The organism is Dyella sp. 333MFSha, from assembly GCF_900102405.1.
Classification (GTDB): domain Bacteria; phylum Pseudomonadota; class Gammaproteobacteria; order Xanthomonadales; family Rhodanobacteraceae; genus Luteibacter; species Luteibacter mycovicinus.
In genome coordinates this window covers 841798-861015 of the sequence record NZ_FNBR01000002.1, presented here as the reverse complement: position 1 = coordinate 861015, position 19218 = coordinate 841798, and the positions used below count along the sequence as shown (strand labels likewise).

18 protein-coding genes are annotated in these 19218 nt (G+C 64.7%); 14 read left to right on the top strand and 4 right to left on the bottom strand.

Going from position 1 to position 19218, the window contains the following annotated elements:
* The first annotated feature begins 156 nt into the window (after positions 1-156).
* Positions 157-1188, top strand: coding sequence for an L-glyceraldehyde 3-phosphate reductase (mgrA, locus tag BLT40_RS11220; RefSeq protein ID WP_090353096.1), 1032 nt, complete (start codon positions 157-159; stop codon positions 1186-1188).
* Between the two features lie 176 nt (positions 1189-1364).
* On the opposite strand, the gene trxC is transcribed toward mgrA, so the two are convergent.
* Positions 1365-1811, bottom strand: coding sequence for a thioredoxin TrxC (gene trxC / locus BLT40_RS11215; protein WP_090353093.1), 447 nt, complete (start codon positions 1809-1811; stop codon positions 1365-1367).
* A gap of 68 nt (positions 1812-1879) precedes the next feature.
* Complete coding sequence (locus BLT40_RS20035) at positions 1880-2227, bottom strand: hypothetical protein (RefSeq protein ID WP_143025875.1); 348 nt, start codon at positions 2225-2227, stop codon at positions 1880-1882.
* A gap of 92 nt (positions 2228-2319) precedes the next feature.
* On the opposite strand from BLT40_RS20035, the gene BLT40_RS11210 reads away from it, so the two are divergent.
* On the top strand, positions 2320-2787 hold the full coding sequence (locus tag BLT40_RS11210; RefSeq protein WP_090353091.1) for a hypothetical protein: 468 nt from the start codon (positions 2320-2322) through the stop codon (positions 2785-2787).
* On the opposite strand, the gene BLT40_RS11205 is transcribed toward BLT40_RS11210, so the two are convergent.
* Complete coding sequence (locus BLT40_RS11205) at positions 2774-4516, bottom strand: alpha-glucosidase (RefSeq protein ID WP_090353088.1); 1743 nt, start codon at positions 4514-4516, stop codon at positions 2774-2776. The genes BLT40_RS11210 and BLT40_RS11205 overlap by 14 nt on opposite strands.
* 146 nt (positions 4517-4662) lie before the next feature.
* On the opposite strand from BLT40_RS11205, the gene BLT40_RS11200 reads away from it, so the two are divergent.
* The 7 genes from BLT40_RS11200 (at position 4663) to BLT40_RS11170 (ending at position 13029) form a co-directional block, all read left to right on the top strand.
* The gene (locus BLT40_RS11200) at positions 4663-5358 is read left to right on the top strand and encodes a DUF3348 domain-containing protein (protein ID WP_052191432.1); all 696 of its coding nucleotides are present in this window, start codon (positions 4663-4665) and stop codon (positions 5356-5358) included.
* Positions 5359-5368: 10 nt separating this feature from the next.
* Complete coding sequence (locus BLT40_RS11195) at positions 5369-7465, top strand: DUF802 domain-containing protein (RefSeq protein WP_090353086.1); 2097 nt, start codon at positions 5369-5371, stop codon at positions 7463-7465.
* Positions 7462-8106 (top strand): OmpA family protein, encoded by a 645-nt coding sequence (locus BLT40_RS11190; protein WP_090353084.1) that lies wholly within the window; start codon positions 7462-7464, stop codon positions 8104-8106. Before BLT40_RS11195 ends, BLT40_RS11190 begins: the two co-directional genes overlap by 4 nt.
* Positions 8103-8654 carry a DUF2894 domain-containing protein gene (locus BLT40_RS11185; protein ID WP_255363998.1) on the top strand — a complete coding sequence of 184 codons (552 nt, stop codon included), beginning with the start codon at positions 8103-8105 and terminating at the stop codon, positions 8652-8654. The genes BLT40_RS11190 and BLT40_RS11185 overlap by 4 nt, the downstream gene beginning before the upstream one ends.
* A gap of 48 nt (positions 8655-8702) precedes the next feature.
* Positions 8703-9197, top strand: coding sequence for a DUF2127 domain-containing protein (locus tag BLT40_RS11180; RefSeq protein WP_090353081.1), 495 nt, complete (start codon positions 8703-8705; stop codon positions 9195-9197).
* A gap of 5 nt (positions 9198-9202) precedes the next feature.
* Positions 9203-10147, top strand: a complete 945-nt coding sequence (locus BLT40_RS11175) for a helix-turn-helix transcriptional regulator (RefSeq protein WP_036109407.1) — start codon at positions 9203-9205, stop codon at positions 10145-10147.
* 569 nt (positions 10148-10716) lie between these two features.
* Positions 10717-13029, top strand: coding sequence for a hypothetical protein (locus BLT40_RS11170; protein ID WP_090353077.1), 2313 nt, complete (start codon positions 10717-10719; stop codon positions 13027-13029).
* A 194-nt stretch (positions 13030-13223) separates the two neighbouring features.
* Here BLT40_RS11170 and BLT40_RS11160 read toward each other — a convergent pair whose 3' ends face one another.
* A complete protein-coding gene (locus BLT40_RS11160) occupies positions 13224-14120 on the bottom strand; it encodes an SDR family oxidoreductase (protein WP_090353068.1) in 897 nt (298 codons plus the stop codon).
* 98 nt (positions 14121-14218) lie between these two features.
* Here BLT40_RS11160 and BLT40_RS11155 point away from each other — a divergent pair, with 98 nt between their 5' ends.
* The 5 genes from BLT40_RS11155 (at position 14219) to BLT40_RS11135 (ending at position 19152) form a co-directional block, all read left to right on the top strand.
* Positions 14219-15058 (top strand): helix-turn-helix transcriptional regulator, encoded by an 840-nt coding sequence (locus BLT40_RS11155; RefSeq protein ID WP_036109415.1) that lies wholly within the window; start codon positions 14219-14221, stop codon positions 15056-15058.
* Positions 15059-15091: 33 nt separating this feature from the next.
* Positions 15092-16663 (top strand): glycoside hydrolase family 30 protein, encoded by a 1572-nt coding sequence (locus tag BLT40_RS11150; protein ID WP_090353065.1) that lies wholly within the window; start codon positions 15092-15094, stop codon positions 16661-16663.
* Between the two features lie 177 nt (positions 16664-16840).
* Complete coding sequence (locus tag BLT40_RS11145; protein WP_036109418.1) at positions 16841-17374, top strand: hypothetical protein; 534 nt, start codon at positions 16841-16843, stop codon at positions 17372-17374.
* A complete protein-coding gene (locus BLT40_RS11140; RefSeq protein ID WP_090353063.1) occupies positions 17361-18068 on the top strand; it encodes a nucleotidyl transferase AbiEii/AbiGii toxin family protein in 708 nt (235 codons plus the stop codon). The genes BLT40_RS11145 and BLT40_RS11140 overlap by 14 nt, the downstream gene beginning before the upstream one ends.
* A complete protein-coding gene (locus BLT40_RS11135) occupies positions 18049-19152 on the top strand; it encodes a J domain-containing protein (RefSeq protein WP_090353060.1) in 1104 nt (367 codons plus the stop codon). The genes BLT40_RS11140 and BLT40_RS11135 overlap by 20 nt, the downstream gene beginning before the upstream one ends.
* Positions 19153-19218 lie beyond the last annotated feature (66 nt).

The following is a 19218-nucleotide window of genomic DNA, read 5'->3' as shown; positions in this document are numbered from 1 at the left end:
TGACACCTGGGCCCGGCTCCCGGAACAGCTCAGCAGAATAAAGGATTCGCGACCCCGGGCGAAGAAACCTTGAGCAGGCGCGCGCATGAACCGTCAAGCTGTTCACACAGCCATCGCTTACCATCGGGGCTTTCGAGTACGAACCGGAGCCCCACCGTGTCCTACCAGGCAGCCGCCAACCGCTACGACAACCTCATGCCCTATCGCCGCTGCGGACGCAGCGGTATCGACCTGCCGGCGATCTCGCTTGGCCTCTGGCAGAACTTCGGCGGAGCGGACGTCTTCGAAACCGGCCGGGCCATCCTGCGCCGCGCCTTCGACCGCGGCGTCACGCACTTCGACCTCGCGAACAACTACGGCCCCCCGTATGGCTCGGCGGAGGAGAACTTCGGCCGCGTGATGGCGAGCGACTTCGCGCCGTACCGCGACGAGCTGATCATCTCGTCCAAAGCCGGGTGGGACATGTGGCCGGGCCCGTACGGCGGCATCGGCGGTAGCCGCAAGTACCTCATCGCCAGCTGCGACCAGTCGCTCAAGCGCATGGGCCTGGACTACGTCGACATCTTCTACTCGCACCGTGTCGACCCAACCACGCCGCTGGAAGAGACCATGGGCGCGCTCGCGCATCTGCATCGTCAGGGCAAGGCGTTGTACATCGGTATTTCCAGCTACTCGCCGGAACTCACGCGCAAGGCCGCGGCCATCCTCGCCGAAGAGCGCGTGCCGCTCTTCATCCATCAGCCCAACTATTCGATGTTCAACCGCTGGATCGAAGACGGCCTGCTCGACACCCTGGAAGACCTGGGCACCGGCTGCATCGCGTTCTCACCGCTCGCGCAGGGGCTACTGACATCGAAGTACCTCAAGGGCATCCCTGCGGACGCACGCATTACGCGCGAAGGTTCACTCGGCAAGGAACAGCTCAGCGAGCAAAACCTCGAGCGCATCCGCGCTCTGAACGCCATCGCCGAAAGCCGTGCCCAGACCCTGGCCCAGATGGCCATTGCCTGGACCCTGCGCGACCCGCGCGTCACTTCCTCGCTGATCGGGGCCCGCACGGTCGAACAGCTCGACAACTCGCTGGACGCCGTAAAGCACCTCGATTTCACCGCCGCCGAACTGACGGAAATCGATCGCTACGCCAGCGACGGCGGCACGGACCTCTGGAAAGAATCGGCCGAGCTCTGACCCACCTCGCCCTCTCGAAAGTCGCTGGGGCGACGCTGTTTGCAGGAGCCAGCTCTGCTGGCGAAAAGCCAGCAAAGCGGAGAAGCCGACCCCCATCCGTCGCAGCGTATAGCGCCCTCAAAGTTTAATAAGGCAAACCCTTATTAAACTTTAAGCGCCTAAGCTTTAATAACTACTTACGTTCCAGACAACTTCGCCTCCGCCCATGCCACGATTTGCGCGCTACCCACAGCTCCCGACTGCCGCGCCACCTCGCGCCCGCCGGCAAACAGAATCATCGTCGGGATGCTCCGGATCCCGTAGCGCGCACTGAGGTCCGGATTCGCGTCCGAATCCACCTTGGCCAGACGAAACCTCGGCTCCAGCGTTTTTGCCGCCGATTCGAAATGCGGCGCCATCGACAGGCAGGGCCCACACCAGGTAGCCCAGAAGTCGACCAGCAAGGGCAGTTCACTGCGCTGCACGTGCTTGTCGAACGTTGACGTGGTCAGAACCGCGGGCTTGCCGGTAAACAACGCCTGGTGACAATGGCCGCAGTTCGGCGCGGCGCCGAGGCGCTCCCGTGCCACGCGGTTCATCGTTCCACAGTGGGGGCAGGCGAGAAGGATAGGTGAGTCGGTCATGGCATCGTCCGCATGGCAGGTGGCCCATGCTCAAGCTTAGCCGGTCATGATCAGCGGTCTTGTATCTGCTAGAGCCACGTCCACGCTGCTAGTCCCAGCAAGGGCACGGAGACCAGCAGCGCGACTAATCCCAGGCAACCGCCCTGCGATTCGCTACGGCGGCTCGAAAGCGGCCGCCGCTTGCCGATGCCCGGGGGCTGCGTCTTAAGCCATTTGAGATGGCAGGGGCGGCAAAAGAATCGCGATTTCCCATCTCGCAGCGCGCCGATGGTTCTTGCATTGTGCGGGGTGATCGCGCCGCACCGATGGCAGGTAAAGGTTTGCGCGGCGAATGGCCGTCGACGTGCGCGTTTTCGCGTGATCAGGAAAAGGAGCAGCCATCCGACCACAATCGCGCTGATGACTTCGTTCGTCATTTCATTTTCCTCCGCCGTCCCCAGGCCGGGGGCGACTCCGCCCCGGTCTAATCTACAATCTCGCCCCATGACCCATCAAAAGGATTGCCGATATGGATCATCGATATAGAAAGAAGATCGAGAGGTTCTGGCAGCGTCAGGAGAAGCGTGTCAGGCGGCACATGGACTCTATCGACATCCACGGCTGGTTCGACTACTGGCATGCCCACCCGGCAGGTTTGCGATCGCGGCGCCACCATCCGGAGAATCAGGATCTCGCGGCCTCGACTACGGTGAGTTGGCTCCGTGCGTTCGATACGCTCGCGAAGACCCGTACTCAACCGATTCAGGTCTTTGCCACCCTCTGTGACGACCCATCGAACAATGCGGTCTGGTTGCATTCGCCGAGTCCGGACAAGGCCAACTACCCGCATACATTCGATCGGGTTGAATGGGGAAAAAGCGTGCCCGGCTGGGTTGCCGATGCCCTCGAAGGAACGGGCTTCGCCGTCGGAACAGCAGGCGATGAAGCCGGCACGCTTTATGTCGTTTGCCGAACCGAGATGATCAATCCGGTGTGACAATCCAGGCCGAGTAAGCGGGAAGTGACGCCCCGTCCAGCGTTTCCAGCCCACGCAGGGAAACCTCACTTGCCGCGAGCGTCCTGACCTTGCCCTGCATCAGCCGCTTCGGCACGGGTTGTGCCGACCCACTGAAGTTGAGTATCACCAGCACCGGACGCGCTCCCTCGCGTCGATAGACGAGGACGTTCGGATTGTCGTTATCGAGGAAGGTCATCGCGCCATCGCGCAATGCCGGGTTGTCCCGTCGAAGCGCGATCAGCTGACGATGCCAGTTGAGCAACGACTCGGGTTGGTTCCACTCATCCTCGACGTTGACCGTTGCGTGGTTGGGATTCACGGGGAGCCACGTTTTGGGACTCGTCGAGAAGCCGGCCTGTGCGCCAGACGTCCACTGCATCGGCGTGCGCTCACCGTCACGCCCCTTGTCTTTCGGCCAGCCGGTGACGCCGACCGGATCGCGCACGTCTTCGACCCGCGTGGGCGTCGCGGTGGTCATGCCGATGGGAGCGCCGTAATAGGTGAGGGCGACAGCGCGGGACGTCAGCAGTGCCGACGCGACGACCTTCGCGCGCTCCACGTCATGGGTACCATCGCCAAACCGATCGATCGAACGTGGATTGTCGTGGTTGTCGACAACGAGCAACGGTTGCCCGTGAACCTGTTGGGACTCCTGAAGGCGCTTCCGGAACCATGTGGCGTCGAAGCTTGCCTGCCAGCCGAAGCCCAGCTGCAGGTTCATCGGCAACTGCAGTTGCGGCGCTTCCTTCGTGCCATACCACTCGTCCAGTAGCTTGATGTTGGGCTCGTAGGTTTCGCCGATCAGCACGCGTTGACCCGGATAGCTGTCGACCAGTGCACGCAGGCGTCTCATCACGCCATGGACCTCGGGCAGTTTGTCGCTGTAGAGGTAGTTGAGGTTCGGCTCGCCCTGCGCATTCGTACCAGGACGTTCGGGATCGTTCCGTAACTTCGTGTCCTCGAACAGCACGGAGATGGCATCGAGCCGGAAGCCGTCCACGCCGCGATCCAGCCAGAAGCGTATCGCGCCGAACATGGCTTTCTCCACGTCGGGATTGCGCCAGTTGAGATCCGGCTGCTGGATGTAGAAGCGGTGGTAATAGAACTGCTGGCGCGCCGGCACCCACTGCCATGCTGAGCCGCCGAACATCGACTCCCAGTTGTTGGGCGGCGCCTTGCCGTCATGGATGTTGCGCCGCTGCACGGCGGAGAGGTGCGCGGTGTCGGCAGGGATGCCGTCGTTCCAGACGTACCAGTCCGACTTCGGGTTATTACGTGAACTGGCGGATTCGACGAACCACGCGTGGTGATCGGACGTGTGGTTCATCACCATGTCGAGGATCACATGGATGTGGCGTTGCTTCGCGGCCTGTTGCAGGCGATCGAAGTCCGCCATCGTGCCGTATTGCGGGTCGATGGCCTGGTAGTCGGAGATGTCGTAGCCGAAATCCGCCTGCGGCGACGGGTACATGGGCGCGATCCAGATCGCGTCCACCCCGAGCTTCTTCAGGTCATCCAGATGGGCATTGATTCCGTTGAGGTCGCCGACACCGTCGCCGTTGCTGTCACCGAAGCTGCGGGGGTAGATCTCATAGACGAGCGCGTTTTTCCACCACGGTGCCGTCGTATCCGCCGCCGTCGCATCCAGTGCCGCCCAGAAGAGACAAAGCGAGCCAGCGACACCTGCGATTCGGCGAAAGATACCCATTGGCCACATCCCCTGACTGGAAGACCGCCGATAGTAACGCAGGGCTCCCGTGGCCAGAGGCCGACGGACGCGCAAACCGGGTGGCGGCTTGCTTAGCGCCGATCTGGCCTGTCGATCGATACGGGGCATTGCCATTCACGTGTAAAATGGGCGTTTTTTCGCCAGCAGAACCCGTGCAAGCACACCAGCGGACCAGCGTCCGTGGACCCACGTTCATCCGCCTGCTGTCGCGTCTCACCGACGTTGATACGGGTCGACCGAACGCCGCGTTGCCGGACCGGTTGAGCCAGTGGCTCGACTGGACCCATGCGCTTGCCTTGTCGGCGGCGCTGGACGGGAAGGTGGAAGCGATCGCCGCCGAGGTGTCTCACCCCGTCGACGACGAAGCGGCCGAGTGCGCCCGGGTCAGGCAAACGCTGGTCCAGGCCATCACCGGAGCCCGTGAGCTCGTCGCCCGGGGTATCGTCGCGGGCACGACGCCCGACTTCGCGCCGCTTCGCCAGCGCTATACCACGCTCCAGCGGTCCATGCAGTCGCACACCGGGCACCTGCGTGGGCGTTTGCGGGACATTCTGGCGGCCTCATCGGATGAGATGGCCCGCCTCGCGGAAGTCGACGCCGTCATGGAACTCGCGCTGAGCGGTCGCGAGCAGTCGCTGATGGGCAACGTGCCCGCCCTGCTCGCCCATCATTTCGACCGGCTGCGCCAGGCGGCCCGCCCCGACGATGCCGGCGCATGGCTGGATGCCTTCCGCAAGGACATGCAGGCCGTGCTGCTGGCCGAACTCGATGTTCGTTTCCAACCGGTCGAGGCGCTGCTCGCCGCGCTCCGTACCCGATAACTGAGAAATCATGTTCAGAAACTTTCTTCATCTCGCCGTGTTCCTCGTGGGCCTCGTGGCCGTCATCTGGATCGGTGCGGGCTACGTGGGCTCCAACCCGCTTGGCGCGGCGGTCGCGCTGCTGATCGCCGCGTGTTACCTCGCCGGCGCTCTCGAGTTGTATCGATACCATCAGGCGACCATCACGCTGCGTCAGGCCGTGGGCGAACTCGAGGTGGCCCCGTCCGGTCTGGCCGGCTGGCTGGATCGCCTGCATCCGAGCCTGCGCAACGCCGTGCGCCTGCGTGTCGAAGGCGAGCGCGTGGCGCTGCCGACACCGGCGCTCACGCCGTATCTCGTGGGTCTGCTGGTGCTGCTCGGCATGCTGGGCACGCTGCTCGGCATGATGGCGACGTTGCGCGGCACGGGGCTGGCGCTGGAAAGCGCGACCGACCTGCAGGCCATCCGCGGCTCGCTCGCCGCACCCGTGAAGGGCCTGGGCTTCGCGTTCGGAACGTCGATCGCCGGTGTCGCGACGTCGGCGATGCTCGGCCTGCTCTCGGCGCTGGTACGCCGCGAGCGCCTGCACGCCGTACAGGCTCTGGATGCGAAAGCCGCCACGACACTGCGCAGCTTTTCGCGGGCGCATCAGCGCGACGAGTCGTTCCGGCTGCTCCAGCAGCAGACGGAAGCCATGCCGGCGTTGATGGATCGCCTGCAGGCGATGATGACCGCCATGGAAACGCACAATGTGGCCGCGAGCGAGCGTCAGCTCGCCAGCCAGGAAGCCTTCCACGCCGCCACCGCGACGATCTACACGCGCCTCGCCGGTTCCGTCGAGCAGTCGCTGAAGGACAGTGTCACCGAGAGCGCGCGCGCCGCGAGCGCGGCCTTCCAGCCGGTCATGGAGTCGACGATGGCCGGCCTTGCCCGGGAGACCGCCGCCTTGCACGACACGGTGACCCGTGCGGTGCAGCAGCAGCTGGAAGGCCTGTCGGCGGCCTTCCAGCTGAGTACGTCGAATGTGGCCGCCCTGTGGAACGACGCACTGGTCCGGCAGCAGGCGTCCAACGACGCGATGGCGGCGGATCTGCGCGCCTCACTCGACGGTTTCGTCGACGGTTTCGGCAAGCGCTCGTCCGATCTGGTCGATGCCGTCGCGACCCGTCTCGATGCATCGGCATCGGCAACATCGGCCGCATGGCAAGACGCCCTGTCGCGACAGGAGGCGACCAACGAAGCACTGGTCACACGCCATCAGGACGCGCTCGCCTCCGCGGCGACCACCTTCGACGACCAGGCCGGGTCGCTCGTGCGCACGGTCGCTCAGTCGCACGCCGATCTGCAGTCGACCCTCGCCGCGCGTGACGAGGAACGTCTCGCCGCCTGGACCGCGTCGCTCGCCGCCATGACCGAATCGCTGAGTGCGCAGTGGGTAAAGACGGCCGAGCAGGCCGCCGCCCGCGAGCAGGCGATCTGCGACACGCTGGAGCGCACGGCGACGGATGTCTCGGCACGCACCCAGGCGCATGCGGGCGAAACCATCGCGGAGATTTCGCGCCTGGTCGACGCCGCATCGGAAGCGCCGCGCGTCGCCGCCGAGGTCGTCGCCGAACTGCGTCAGAAACTTTCCGACAGTATGGTCCGCGACACGTCCATGCTCGAAGAACGCAGCCGTCTCCTGGCGACGCTCGAAACCCTGCTCGACGCTGTCAATCATGCGTCCACCGAGCAGCGCACCGCCGTCGACGCACTAGTCACCACATCCGCCGATCTGCTCGAACGCGTCAGTACGCGCTTCAGCGACCACGTGGAGGCGGAGACCGGCAAACTCGGCAGCGTCGCGGCACAGCTCACCGGCAGCGCCATCGAGGTGGCAAGCCTGGGTGAGGCATTCGGTGCCGCCGTGCAGCTGTTCGGTCAGTCCAACGAAGCGCTGATGGAGCGCCTGCAACTCATCGCCGGCGCCCTCGATACGTCGCTTGCGCGCAGTGACGAGCAGCTGGCCTATTACGTGGCGCAGGCACGGGAAGTGGTCGACCTCAGCGTGCTGTCGCAGAAGCAGATCATCGAAGAGATGCAGCATGTCGCGAGCCAGCGTCTGTCCAGCGGAGCGGGCAACGCATGAGCGACGACTTCGAGCTCGAAGGCGAAGCCGGTACACCGATCTGGGCCGCGTTCGGCGACCTGATGTCGGTCCTGCTCGGCGCCTTCGTGCTGATCCTCGTCGGTGTGATCGGCATGCAGCTGCAGCTCACCAGCAAGCTGGACGAAGCGGTGAAGCAGAAGCAGGCCGAAGAACAACGCCGTGTCACCCTCGAGCAGGCGCTGGCCGCGCCGCTCGCGGCCGGACGTGTGACGCTGGTGGACGGGCGCATCGGCATCCGCGGCAGCGTGCTCTTCGCTCTCAATTCCGATCAGCTGCAACCGGAAGGTCTCGAGGTGCTGAAGAGCCTTGCCGGGCCACTCACCGGCTATCTCAAGACCCGCGACGAGGTGCTGATGGTGAGCGGTTTCACCGACGATCAGCCGGTCCGCGACGGCAACCGGCATTTCGCCGATAACTGGGAGCTTTCCGCCCAGCGCTCGCTGACCGTGACGCGCGCCCTGATCGCGGATGGCGTGCCGCCCTCGTCGGTCTTCGCCGCGGCGTTCGGCTCGGAGCAGCCGGTCAGCGCCAACTCCAGCGACGAGGGCAGGGCGAAGAATCGCCGCGTCGAGATCGCACCGATGTCCAGGCCGTCGGCTCCGGCAGCGGCGACCCCGTGAGCGCTTCGTCGACCCGCACCCTACGCCGCCACCTCATCGAGGCGATGGAGCGGCGAGCCGCCGGACAGGAAGACGAGTTGCGCCAGATCCTCGACCGGCGGCTCGCGCTGTTGCGTGCGGCGGACGTCGGGCGCGTCGAGGGCGACCGGCCCGGTGTCGGGCCGACGGCCGTCCGCGGCCCGCTTGGCGAGCTGGTCGACGCTCTGGCCGCCGGCGATCGCGAGCCGCCCACTGAACGCGCGGCTTACCCCGAGCTGCCTTCCCTCGACGCCTTTCGCCGTATATGGTCCCGGGTTCGCACCGAGAGCCAGCTGCGCCAGTCCATGGCTCCCGTCCCGGAAAACGCCGGGCCGCTCAACTCCTCGGCACTGGTCCATCGCGCCATCGCGCTGATGCGCGAGTCGTCGCCCGGTTACCTCCAGCACTTCCTCGCCTATGTCGACGACCTGTCGTGGATGGAGCGCGTCGGCGACGGTGTGGCGGGCCCCGCGGGCTCGCTCCAGCCGGCCACCATCGGCAAGCGCGCCCGGAAGAAACCTCGCAAATAGTCGAGGCGGATTCATTATTTCGTCGCCACGGCGCTCTATAGTTCGCCGATGACTTCCGACACCAAGCACCCTGCCGGCCTGCGCATCATCGCCGTCTACAAGGCGGTCAAGACGGTCGGCCTGATCCTCATCGCCAGCGCCGCGTTCCATCTGGACCGCGAAGACAGTTTCAGGCGGCTGGTGCAGTGGCTTGAGCATCTTCAGCTCACCGACAGCAATGACCTGCGCTGGAGCCTGGTGCATCTGCTCCAGCAGATGGGGCCGGCCAAGGTCGAGGCCGTCGGCATCGTCGCGCTGATCTATGCCGCCATTTTCGCCACCGAAGGCATCGGCCTGTGGATGCGCAAGCACTGGGCCGAGTGGTTCACGGTGATCGCCACCGGTTCGCTCGTACCGGTGGAGATCTACGAGTGCATCGTTCGCTTCGGCTGGCTGAAGGTTGCGATTCTCGTCGCCAATGTCCTGATCGTGGTCTACCTTGTCCGGCTGGCGCTTCGGCCCCGCGGCGGCGTTGCGGTTACGCCGGCGGCGCAGGCAGGGTAAGCCCGGTGGCCGTGTGGACGCCTTACCGCGACACGGAAGTCAGCTTCGACGCGCCGGAGTCGCTGGATCGCGCCAATCTCATCGAGGCGCGTGCCGTGGCCGGGCGCGCCATCGGACACTACCGTGCGACGCTGGTGCGGCCATCCATGCAGTATTTCGACTGCGACCTGCACTTCATCGACCCGCTGCGCATCGACAAGGTCCTGCCGGACAGCATCTCCATCGTGCAGGTCATGGCCGGACGCTGGCGTCACCGCGTCGATCGCGAGATGTTCGACCAGTACACGCCGGAGGCGCTGTCCTTACTCAGCCTCAGCGAGCCGGCGGAGGTCGTGGACACACTGCCTGGCGGCAGCCACGTGCGACTGGGTGGCCTGCGTATCTCGGGCGCCTTCCTGCGCGACCAGATCGAGGAGGGCGACCGCACGCTGGCGCCGCTGCTGGCGTTGCAGAAACATCATCTTCGCTTCGAGCGGGTACGCGACAGCAAGGCCATCGCTTCACTGTTCGAGCGCCTCTACCACTCGCCCTATACCGGCGCGTTGCAGCGGCTGCACAGGGAGAGCCTCAGTCTCGGCATTCTCGTCGAGCTGGCCGTGCAGCTGGGCGCCTCGCGTCAGGGGGCGACGCGCACGCTGAGGGCCCATCGCGACCTCGCCCATGAAGCCCGGCGCTTACTGGACGACAACCTCGCCCGTCCGCCCGCTGTCGACGAACTCGCCCGTGACCTCGGCGTCGGCGAAACGACGCTCCGGCGTATCTTCCGGCGGGAGTTCGGTTGCTCGATGCTGCAGCACGTAAGAGACCGACGTCTCGAAGTCGCGCGGCAGATGTTGCGGCAGGGCAAATGGCAGGTGAGCCAGATCGCCTACCGGGTCGGCTATTCCAACCCGGCCAATTTTGCCAACGCCTTCAAGGCGCGGTTCGGGCATCCGCCGGGATCGGAATAGCATCCCGGCGTATCCCTGCGCGCGTCGCGCATCCCTGCGCCTCCTTGCGCGCGTGCCTGCATCCGCTGCGTCCCTGTCGCCTCCCTGCGCGTTCCTGCGCATCCCTGTTCCCCCTTCTCGTCCCTTCGCATCCGGGCGTCCGGCGCGCGTACTTTAAGGAAACGCAAAGCCTGAGGGTGGTGGAAGGTCGCTGGCCACAAGTATGGGGTGCCCATTCACATGCGACGGCGATGTTTCGCCGATCGTTTCGTACGGCGCCGGGCTTGCGTGCGTCTCAGCGACGCACGGGACTGACGCGGCCGAGGGCCACGAGCGGCCGTAACGCCGCTGTCACGCGGCTTACGAGTCATGAGGACAGAGTGCGGCGTGGCTCACAAAAGGACGTCTGGATGGCCTTCTTGCCGAATACGAAGAGACACGCCGGCCGACGCGCGTGATACATCGTGATTGCGGGTCATAAAAACGTCAGTCGTCGACTTTTTGACGGCTGGCTTGCCGGGCTTGCACGCCATCCTCCTCCCCTTCCGTCGCCCAGGGTGTTTCACCCCGGCGTTATCCGAGTCGTCACGATGAAACAACCCTGGATCTTCAAGCGTGTCTCCCTGAACCTGCGTCGCGCCGATGGCAGCCTCGACCTGCGGCCCTGGCGTAGTGACGTGAGCGCGGCCCGTGCCACCGAGCCCGACAGCGCCCGTCGTCAGTTCCTGCGGAACAGCGCCACGGCCGCCGGCGGCCTGGGTCTGGCCAGCATGACCGGTACGGTCGGCCTGTCGTGGCTGTTCAGCTCACCCGCCAAGGCAGGCACGCTCATCACGGGCAGCATGTTTCCCGAAGCCAATGCCATCGCCGCGGCGGAAACCATCATCCGTTCGCGGCGCGAGCTGATCATGTTCCACGGCCAGTCGAACGCGGTCGGCACCGGTGGCCGCCCCGCGCTCACGCTGCAGCAGATCTATGCGAACGTGACGTTCAACGGTGGCGTGCGTCCCGGTACCGACGCGACCGCCATGACGGGTCTCGTACCTCTCGTGGAATACGACGGCGGTCACGGCACCGGCGGTGAAGTCGGTACCAACGCCTGCGCGGACGGGCTGGTGGAATACACCGCCGCGCTCACCGGCGTACCGGCCGCGTCGCAGTACAGCCGCTACAGCGCGTTTACCAGCGCGGAAGGTGGCCGTCCGATCGGTTACTTCGCCAGCTTCCTCGACGACAGCAATCTCGGTGGCTACCAGGGCTGGGACAACAGTGCGCTGCGTCTGAAAGCGATGCTCGGGCTGATGCGTGCCGAAGGCCAGAAGGACGGCAGCAATATCGGCTGGCTGGCCACTACGTGGCAGCAGGGCGAGGCCGACTCCACGGGCCTTTCGGAAACCCGTGCCAGCTACAAAACCAAACTCACCGCACTCGAACGCGCGCACTGGCTCAAGCTCTGCCAGGTCAACCTGCCCGAGCAGAGCTGGCGTCCGCTGTGGCTGATCGGCCAGGTGACCAGCCACAACAGCTACGGCGCCACCAGCCCCGCATTCTGCAATCCGTTCATCGCGCTCGCGCAGCGCGACGCCTGCCTGGCCAGTCCTTACCTGCGCATGGTCAACCCGCAATACATGTTCGACTACGCGGACGAGGCGGCGGCGGATCAGCCGATGTTGCACCTGACCAACGAGAGCCATCGATGGCAGGGGCGCTACTTCGCCCGTGCGCTCTACCAGCTGATCCAGGACCGTTCGGCGGGCGTCGCGTTACGCAACCCCGCGCTCGATGTCGCGGCGGCGGTCAAGGTCAACGCGCGTACGATCAACCTGGCCTTCAACGTGCCGGCCGGCGTGCTCACCCTGGATACGAGCTGGGTGGCGGCGACGCGCAACTACGGTCTGGACGTCCGCGATGCGAACAACAAGATCGTGCCGGCCAGCCCCACCGACAACAATCTGATCGCCGCGGTGAAGGTCATCTCCCGCGACACCCTGCAGGTGACGCTCAAAGCGGATCTTCCCGATACCGCCGCCAAGATTTCCCTCGGCTGGGGCGACCCGTCCGAGCCCGCGTCGATCGCCGGACGTAAAGGCGGCCCGCGTACCAACATCCGTGACAGCGCCGGCGACACCGATCTGTACATCGCCAGCACGGGCAAGACGCGTCCGATGCATAACTACGCACTGGTCGCCGATGTGGCGCTCAGCTGGGTCAATCGTGTGCAGCCGACCGGTGAGTGGCATTTCAACGGCAATGCGCGCAGCGACGTTGTCGATCAGTCGGGTAGCGGTCGCGCCGCGCTCGCGCTGATCGGGCGGCCGAGCTTCACTGCGTCGGGTACGCAGTCAGCGAACGGTACGCAGGGTTTCCAGACCGACATCGACGAGACCGCCAGCATCACGTTCGCGGCGATCTTCTGCAGCCCGTATGCCGTGGGCCCGGGTAGCAACGCGGGGCGTGCGATCAGCACCTTCCAGGGCTTCAGTCCGCGTCAGACGGGTCTGGCGTTGCAGCACTCGTACGACACCGGTGTCGCCAACTCCGAGCTCACCAGCTTCCGTCTCGCCCTCACGGGCAGCCAGAAGGCCGTGACCAGCGGCCCGAGCGAGTCGCTCGACACGCGCTACAAGCCGCGCTTCGCCATCGTCTCGGTCGACGCGGTGAGTGGCAGCGTGCGCTTCCTCTGCCCGGCGTATGAGGACAACCTGCGTGAGCAGCGCTATCCGGGACTGGCGACACGTCCGCTCAACGGCAAGGTGCTGATCAATGCCTGGAAGGACGGCGGCGATGCGACGGGGCAGGGCGCGGTGCTGACCCGCTATGCCGCGGTGTGGAACCGTGCGCTCAGCTTCGAGGAAATGCTGGCCGAGTACGAATACGCGCGCGGCCTGTTCGGCAGCGTGTAACTCGCCACGCAATCGGCGTAACCTCGGTGCATGCGACGGCGATCCGCCGTGGCAATCACCGGGGAAACGTCATGAGCAAGGGATTGGATTCAAAGAAGAGCGACAAGAAGAAGCCCGCCAAGACCATGAAGGAAAAGAAGGCGGCGAAGGACGAGAAGAAGCGCAACCAGCACTGATTGCGCTTCTGACCCTGCTCAGGCAGCGACGGAGTAATCCATCCGCCTGAGATCCTCGAGGAGCGTCGGGCCCGTCGGGTTCCATCCCAGGGCTTGACGCGTCCACGCGCTGGACGCCGAAAGATCCATACTCATGAAGGCGCTCATCCAGCCAAAGTAGGCGGCGGATTCGCTCGCGTCGATCGATTTCACCGGGATACCAAGGCCTTCGCCCAGCGCTTCGGCGATGGCGCGGGCCGTGATGCCCTCTTCAGCCACCGCGTTGTAGCGCGTACCCGGCTTGCATTGTTCGATCGCCAGACGGTACAGGCGTGCCACGTCGAGCACATGAGCCGCGGGCCAGCGGTTTTGTCCGTCGCCGACATAGGCGGAGACGCCCTTGGCGCGAATGATGTCCAGCAGCGGCGTGATCAGGCCCTGCTTCACCGGGTCGTGTACCTGCGGCAACCTCACCACCGACACGGCGACACCTTTGTCGAGCAGTTCGTTACCGGTGATCTCCGTGAGCGTGCGCGGGTTCGGGTGCGCCGCGTTGAACACGTCCTCGCGGGCCAGCTCGCCATGGCCGGGGCTGCCTATGCCCGTACCCGACGTAATCAGCAGCGGCCGGTCCGAGCCGATCAGGGCGGAGCCGAGGGCGCGGATCGCCCGCTGATCCTTCTCGCAGTTGGCGACGAAGTTCGCGAAGTTGTGGTCAAACGCCGTGTGAATGACCGCGTCCGCCTGCGCCGCGCCAGCGCGGAGGCTCTCCAGATCCTCCAGCTCGCCGCGGTGTACGTCGGCACCCGCCGCCTGCAGCGCCCGCGCGCCGGAGTCCGAACGGGTCATGCCGAGGACGTGGTGTCCGGCGGCGATCAGTTCCGGCACGATTCGTGAGCCGATGAAGCCGGTGGCGCCGGTGAGAAAGATACGCATGAGTGCTGCTCCCAATTCGTTGTAGGAGTACGATGGGCGCGTCGCTCATACTGTTAAAGTAGTGACGTTATCGTGGTATAGGAACCAACAGGATCGCCATGTCCGTCCCTGTCGACAACCCACTCGGTACCTTCCTGCGCGACCGGCGCACCCGGCTGGACCCCGCCACATTCGGTTTCGTCGGCGGCCGGCGGCGCACGAAGGGCCTGCGTCGCGAAGAAGTCGCCCAGCGCGCCAACATCAGTCCCACCTGGTACACGTGGCTGGAGCAGGGCCGGGGCGGTGCGCCATCCGCCGACGTACTCAACCGCATCGCCGTCGGCCTGATGCTGACCGAGCCGGAGCGCGAGCACCTGTTCATGCTCGGGCTCGGCCGGCTGCCTGAAGTGCACTACCGTGCGGCCAACGGTGTATCCCCGCGGCTGCAACGCGTGCTCGATGCGTTCGAGGTCAGCCCCGCGATCGTGCGGACGGCTCTGTGGGATGTCGTGGCGTGGAATGAGGCCGCCGCCGCCGTGCTGACCGACTACGCGCTGCTGCCTCCCGACCAGCGCAACATCCTCCATCTGATGTTCTCGAACCAGCGCGTGCGTGCTCACCAGGACGACTGGGAAAGCGTGGCTCGCTTCGTCGTCGGTGCGTTTCGCGCGGACGTGGCGCGCGCCGGAGCGACCGCGGAGATCGGCCAGTTCGTCGAAGACCTTTCGCGCATCAGTCCGGAGTTCGAGGCGATGTGGCTCGATAACGACGTACGCGCGCATGGCGAAGGTCTCAAGCGCATTCATCACCCGGAACTCGGGCTGCTCGAGCTGGAGTATTCGGCGTTTGCCGTGGATGGCCGGCCGGACCTGTGCATGTTCGTCTACAACGCGGTGTCGAGTGCGGACTCGGCACGGATCCGCGAACGCATCGAAGCACGACGGGCTTCAGCGACGTGAGTTGCCGCGCGGTCGAGCGGACAGGCGTCCGGCATGGGTGAAGCGCGCGAGCCGTCCCGTTCGTTGGCGGTGTTCTTCATGGTATTGATCGCGGCGATCACGGTGGCGGTGCTCAACGCTCCGCGCTCCCAGCGCCCGTCGATAGCCCGCAGCGACGTCATGCCGCCGGCCGGTCCGATCCTGCCCACCGTCGATGTCTGGCTGAGTACGGCGGATCATCGAAAGAAACTTACGGCGGAGCCGAGCGTCGCAATGACGGAGGCTACATCGTCGCCTGCCGACATCGTGATCGACAGCGACGTCGCCTATCAGTCCATCGTCGGTTTCGGCGCGGCGATGACGGACTCGTCCGCTTGGCTCCTGCACAACACGCTGGGCGAACCTCAGCGCGATGCGTTGATGAAGGAGCTCTACGGGCCGCCGCCCGGCCTCAACTTCAACATGATGCGCCTGACCATCGGTGCGTCCGATTTCTCGCCGCACTTCTACACGCTCGACGATCTGCCATTCGGTGCGACCGATCCCGACCTGAAACACTTCAATGTCGCGGAGAACATCCCCGACCTGATCCCGGTGGTGCAGGAGTCCCTCGCCATCAACCCTGGCTTGCGGATCGTTGCGTCGCCATGGAGCGCACCGGTATGGATGAAGACGAGCGAGAACCTGATCGGCGGCGAACTGCTCGAGACATACGAGGGCGCTTATGCCGACTATCTCGTGCGCTACGTCGACGCGTACCGGCGCCACGGCATTCCGATCTACGCGCTGACCTTGCAGAACGAGCCGAGGTTTTCTCCGATCAGCTATCTGGCGATGCCCATGTCGCCCCAGACACGCGCGCGCATCATCGGTCGATACCTCGGGCCGAAGCTCGCCGGGCGCTCGCCACGTACGCGGATCCTCGAGTGGGACCATAACTGGAGTCATCCCGAGGAGCCGCTGGCCGTGCTCGGCGATCCCGACGCGGCGCCTTACGTCGACGGCGTCGCCTGGCACTGCTATGAAGGCAGCCAGCACGAACAGGGTACCGTCCATCGAGCGCATCCCGACAAGGACACGTTCATCACCGAATGCTCCGGAGGCGACTGGCCGCTGAGCATGAATGGCGAGCTGCTGTGGTTTACGCGCAATCTTCTGGTCACGGGTACCCGGCAATGGGCACGTGGCGTCATCTACTGGAATCTCGCCCTCGATGAAAATCACGGGCCGCACTTCGGCGGATGTGCGGCATGCAAGGGCGTGATCACCGTCGATTCGACGACGGGCCGCGTGAGCCGGAATGACGAGTACTACGCGCTGGGGCACTTCAGCCGTTTCGTCCTTCCCGGGGCCGTGCGGATCAAGTCCAACGACACCGATGCGGAGATGGGACTGGCCAATGTCGCCTTCCGCAATGAGACCGACGGATCGATCGTGCTCGTGCTGGTCAACATCCGTACAGAGGCGCGTACGGTGTCGGTGGTGGAGGGTGGGCGCCGCTTCGAGTACCGGATGCCTGCGGAGAGCGTGGCCACCTTCGTGTGGAATCCGGATCCGTTCGGGCGTTGGTTGCGCCTTATCCAGCAGTGGTCAGGGCCGATCCGGAATCCGCCACGCGTCGAATGAGCAGAAGCCTCCGGCGGCGGCAGGGGCGGCTGCTTGCGGTGTCGGTGGTCATTCCAGTGAGGCGGTTTAAGGCCGCGAGAGGAGCTGTGAAGCACGCTTTGCCGGGATCAGGCCTTGATCGCAGCCCGCCGGTAACGCATATTCGCTATTCGCGAATAGCGAATATGAGGCGCCGCCGTGGAACTGAAACCGCAGGATCTTCTCGTGCTGCTCAAAGTCGCGGCTAATCCGCGGCAGCGCTGGACGTATGCCGCGCTGGGTCAAGCACTTTCGATGAGCCCCTCGGAGGTGCATGCCAGCGTGAAGCGCGCCGTGGCGTCGGGGCTAGCGGTGAGCTCCGGCCGTGGCGATTGGTCGCCGGTTCGACCTGCGTTGTTGGATTTTGCCCTGCACGGAGTTAGATACGTCTGGCCTGCGGTCCTCGGGCCGGTCAAGCGAGGGGTCCCGACCAGCTTTGGGGCTGAGCCGTTGTCTGATGCGATCACCGCCGTTCCCGGCGAAGCGCCGGTCTGGGCACACATCGGCGGAAGCGCGAAGGGGCCAATCCTGAGTCCTTTATATCGGTCCGTCCCGTTCGCGGCGCTGAGAGACCCGACGTTGCATCGCCTCCTCGCCCTACAGGACGCGCTGCGATCAGGCCGCGCGCGCGAACGCTCTCTGGCGGCAGACTATCTGGCCAACGAACTGAGAACTGCCGATGCGCCAGGATGATCCGAATCTTCCATACCTACGTTTGGTCGCCGAGGCGCTGGGCGATCTTCGCGAGCAAGTCGTCTTTATTGGAGGTGCGGTTGCTGGCTTGCTGATTACCGATCCGCTGGCCGAAAGCGTTCGCGCGACGAGAGATGTCGATGCGGTAGTGCAAGCAGCGCGTGCGCAGTTTCACCGAGTGGAGGAGCGCGTTGCCGAGCGAGGCTTTCGCCGGGATGTGGACAGCGGCGTCATTTGCCGCTGGATCCATCGCGAGTCCGGGGTCGTCTTTGATCTGATGCCTGTGGACGCCGGAGTGCTGGGATTTTCGAACCGGTGGTACCCGTTTACAGTGGCGACAGCAGAAGTTCTCAACCTCGGCGACGAGCTTGCGATCCGTGTGGCCAGTGCCGTTGCGTTCGTCGCGACGAAGTTGGAGGCGTTTGCCGATCGCGGCGCTTGTGATATCGCCGCCAGTCACGACCTCGAAGACGTACTGAATATTGTTGATGGCCGAGAGGAACTGGTTCGGGAGCTGACGACGGCTCCTATTGCTGTCCGCCACGCGGTAGGACGGACGTTTGCCAACCTGCTTGTAAATCCGGATTTTATCAATACGTTACCCGGTCTGCTTGCCGAGCCAGAACGAAGTGAAATCGTTGTTGGACGCCTGAGGATCATGTCGGAATGGTTACATGACGAAGAAAACGATTAACGCTATCAAAGTCGCCGGCGATGGCAACGAAAAGCCGTTGTCAAAGGGCCAGAAAGCCTTCAACACGCTCAGCGAGAAGATCGCCAGGCGCCGTGCGACGCTGGCCGAGTGGGAGGTCTTCGGCACAGACTTCCGGCGCCGGTACACCGACGAAGTCGTGCCGCTGCAGAACAGCTTCGACGCAATACGCATTCAGATGCTGCATAAGCTCGATCAGTCGCACGACGCCAAGGGGCTGACCAAGGGCGAGCGCCAGACGATCGAGGATCTCATCAGTCACATCGCCGGCGACCTCATGGAGTCAAGCGACGATCCCGCCGTCGAGGAACTCTATCGTCGCTACAGCGTGGAAGACGACGCGAACAGCGCCGCGGCCCTGGCGGATCTGAAGCAAACGTTGGAGGCCGAGTTCGGTGTCGATATCGCCGACGACGTCGACCTGAATTCGCCTGAAGCCGTGCTCCGTCATATCCAGAGACAACTCGATGAGCAGGAAGATGCCGAGCGCAGGCATCGTGAAGCGAAGGAGGAATTTCACGCCGAGCGAAAGAAGGCAAAGAAGCCGAAAGCCGCCGAGGAGCGCGCGCGTGCCGAGGAGGCGGAAGTCCACCAGTCCCTGCGTGAGGTCTACCGCAAGCTGGCCAGCATGCTGCATCCCGACCGCGAACCCGACCCCGTGGAACGCGAACGCAAGGCAGTCCTGATGCAGCGGGTCAACGGAGCTTACGCCAGCCGCAGCCTGCTCGACCTGCTCGCGATCCAGCTTGAACTGGAGCACATCGACCAGACGGCGCTGGATAGCATCGGCGAGGAACGCCTCAAACGCTGGAATACGATCCTCAAGGAGCAGCTGCGTGGGCTCGACCAGGAGCTTTCCGAGGTGCAGTTCGAATACCTGGCCCGATGCGGGCTGAGCCCGATGGCGACGGTGTCACCGGCGAGCGTGAAGCGCCATCTCACCGCGAGCCTCACCGACCTGCGCCATTACATCAAGGCGTTCGAACAGGATCTTCGTTCTTTCGATGACGTGAAACGACTGAAGCTCTGGCTGAAACAGATGAAGTGGGAGCTTTCCGCGCGATAACAGGGTCGCGATGCGGGTCACGCGACGCCTTCTCCCCAGTGAGTTGTCCGGAAGGCCGGTTCACGG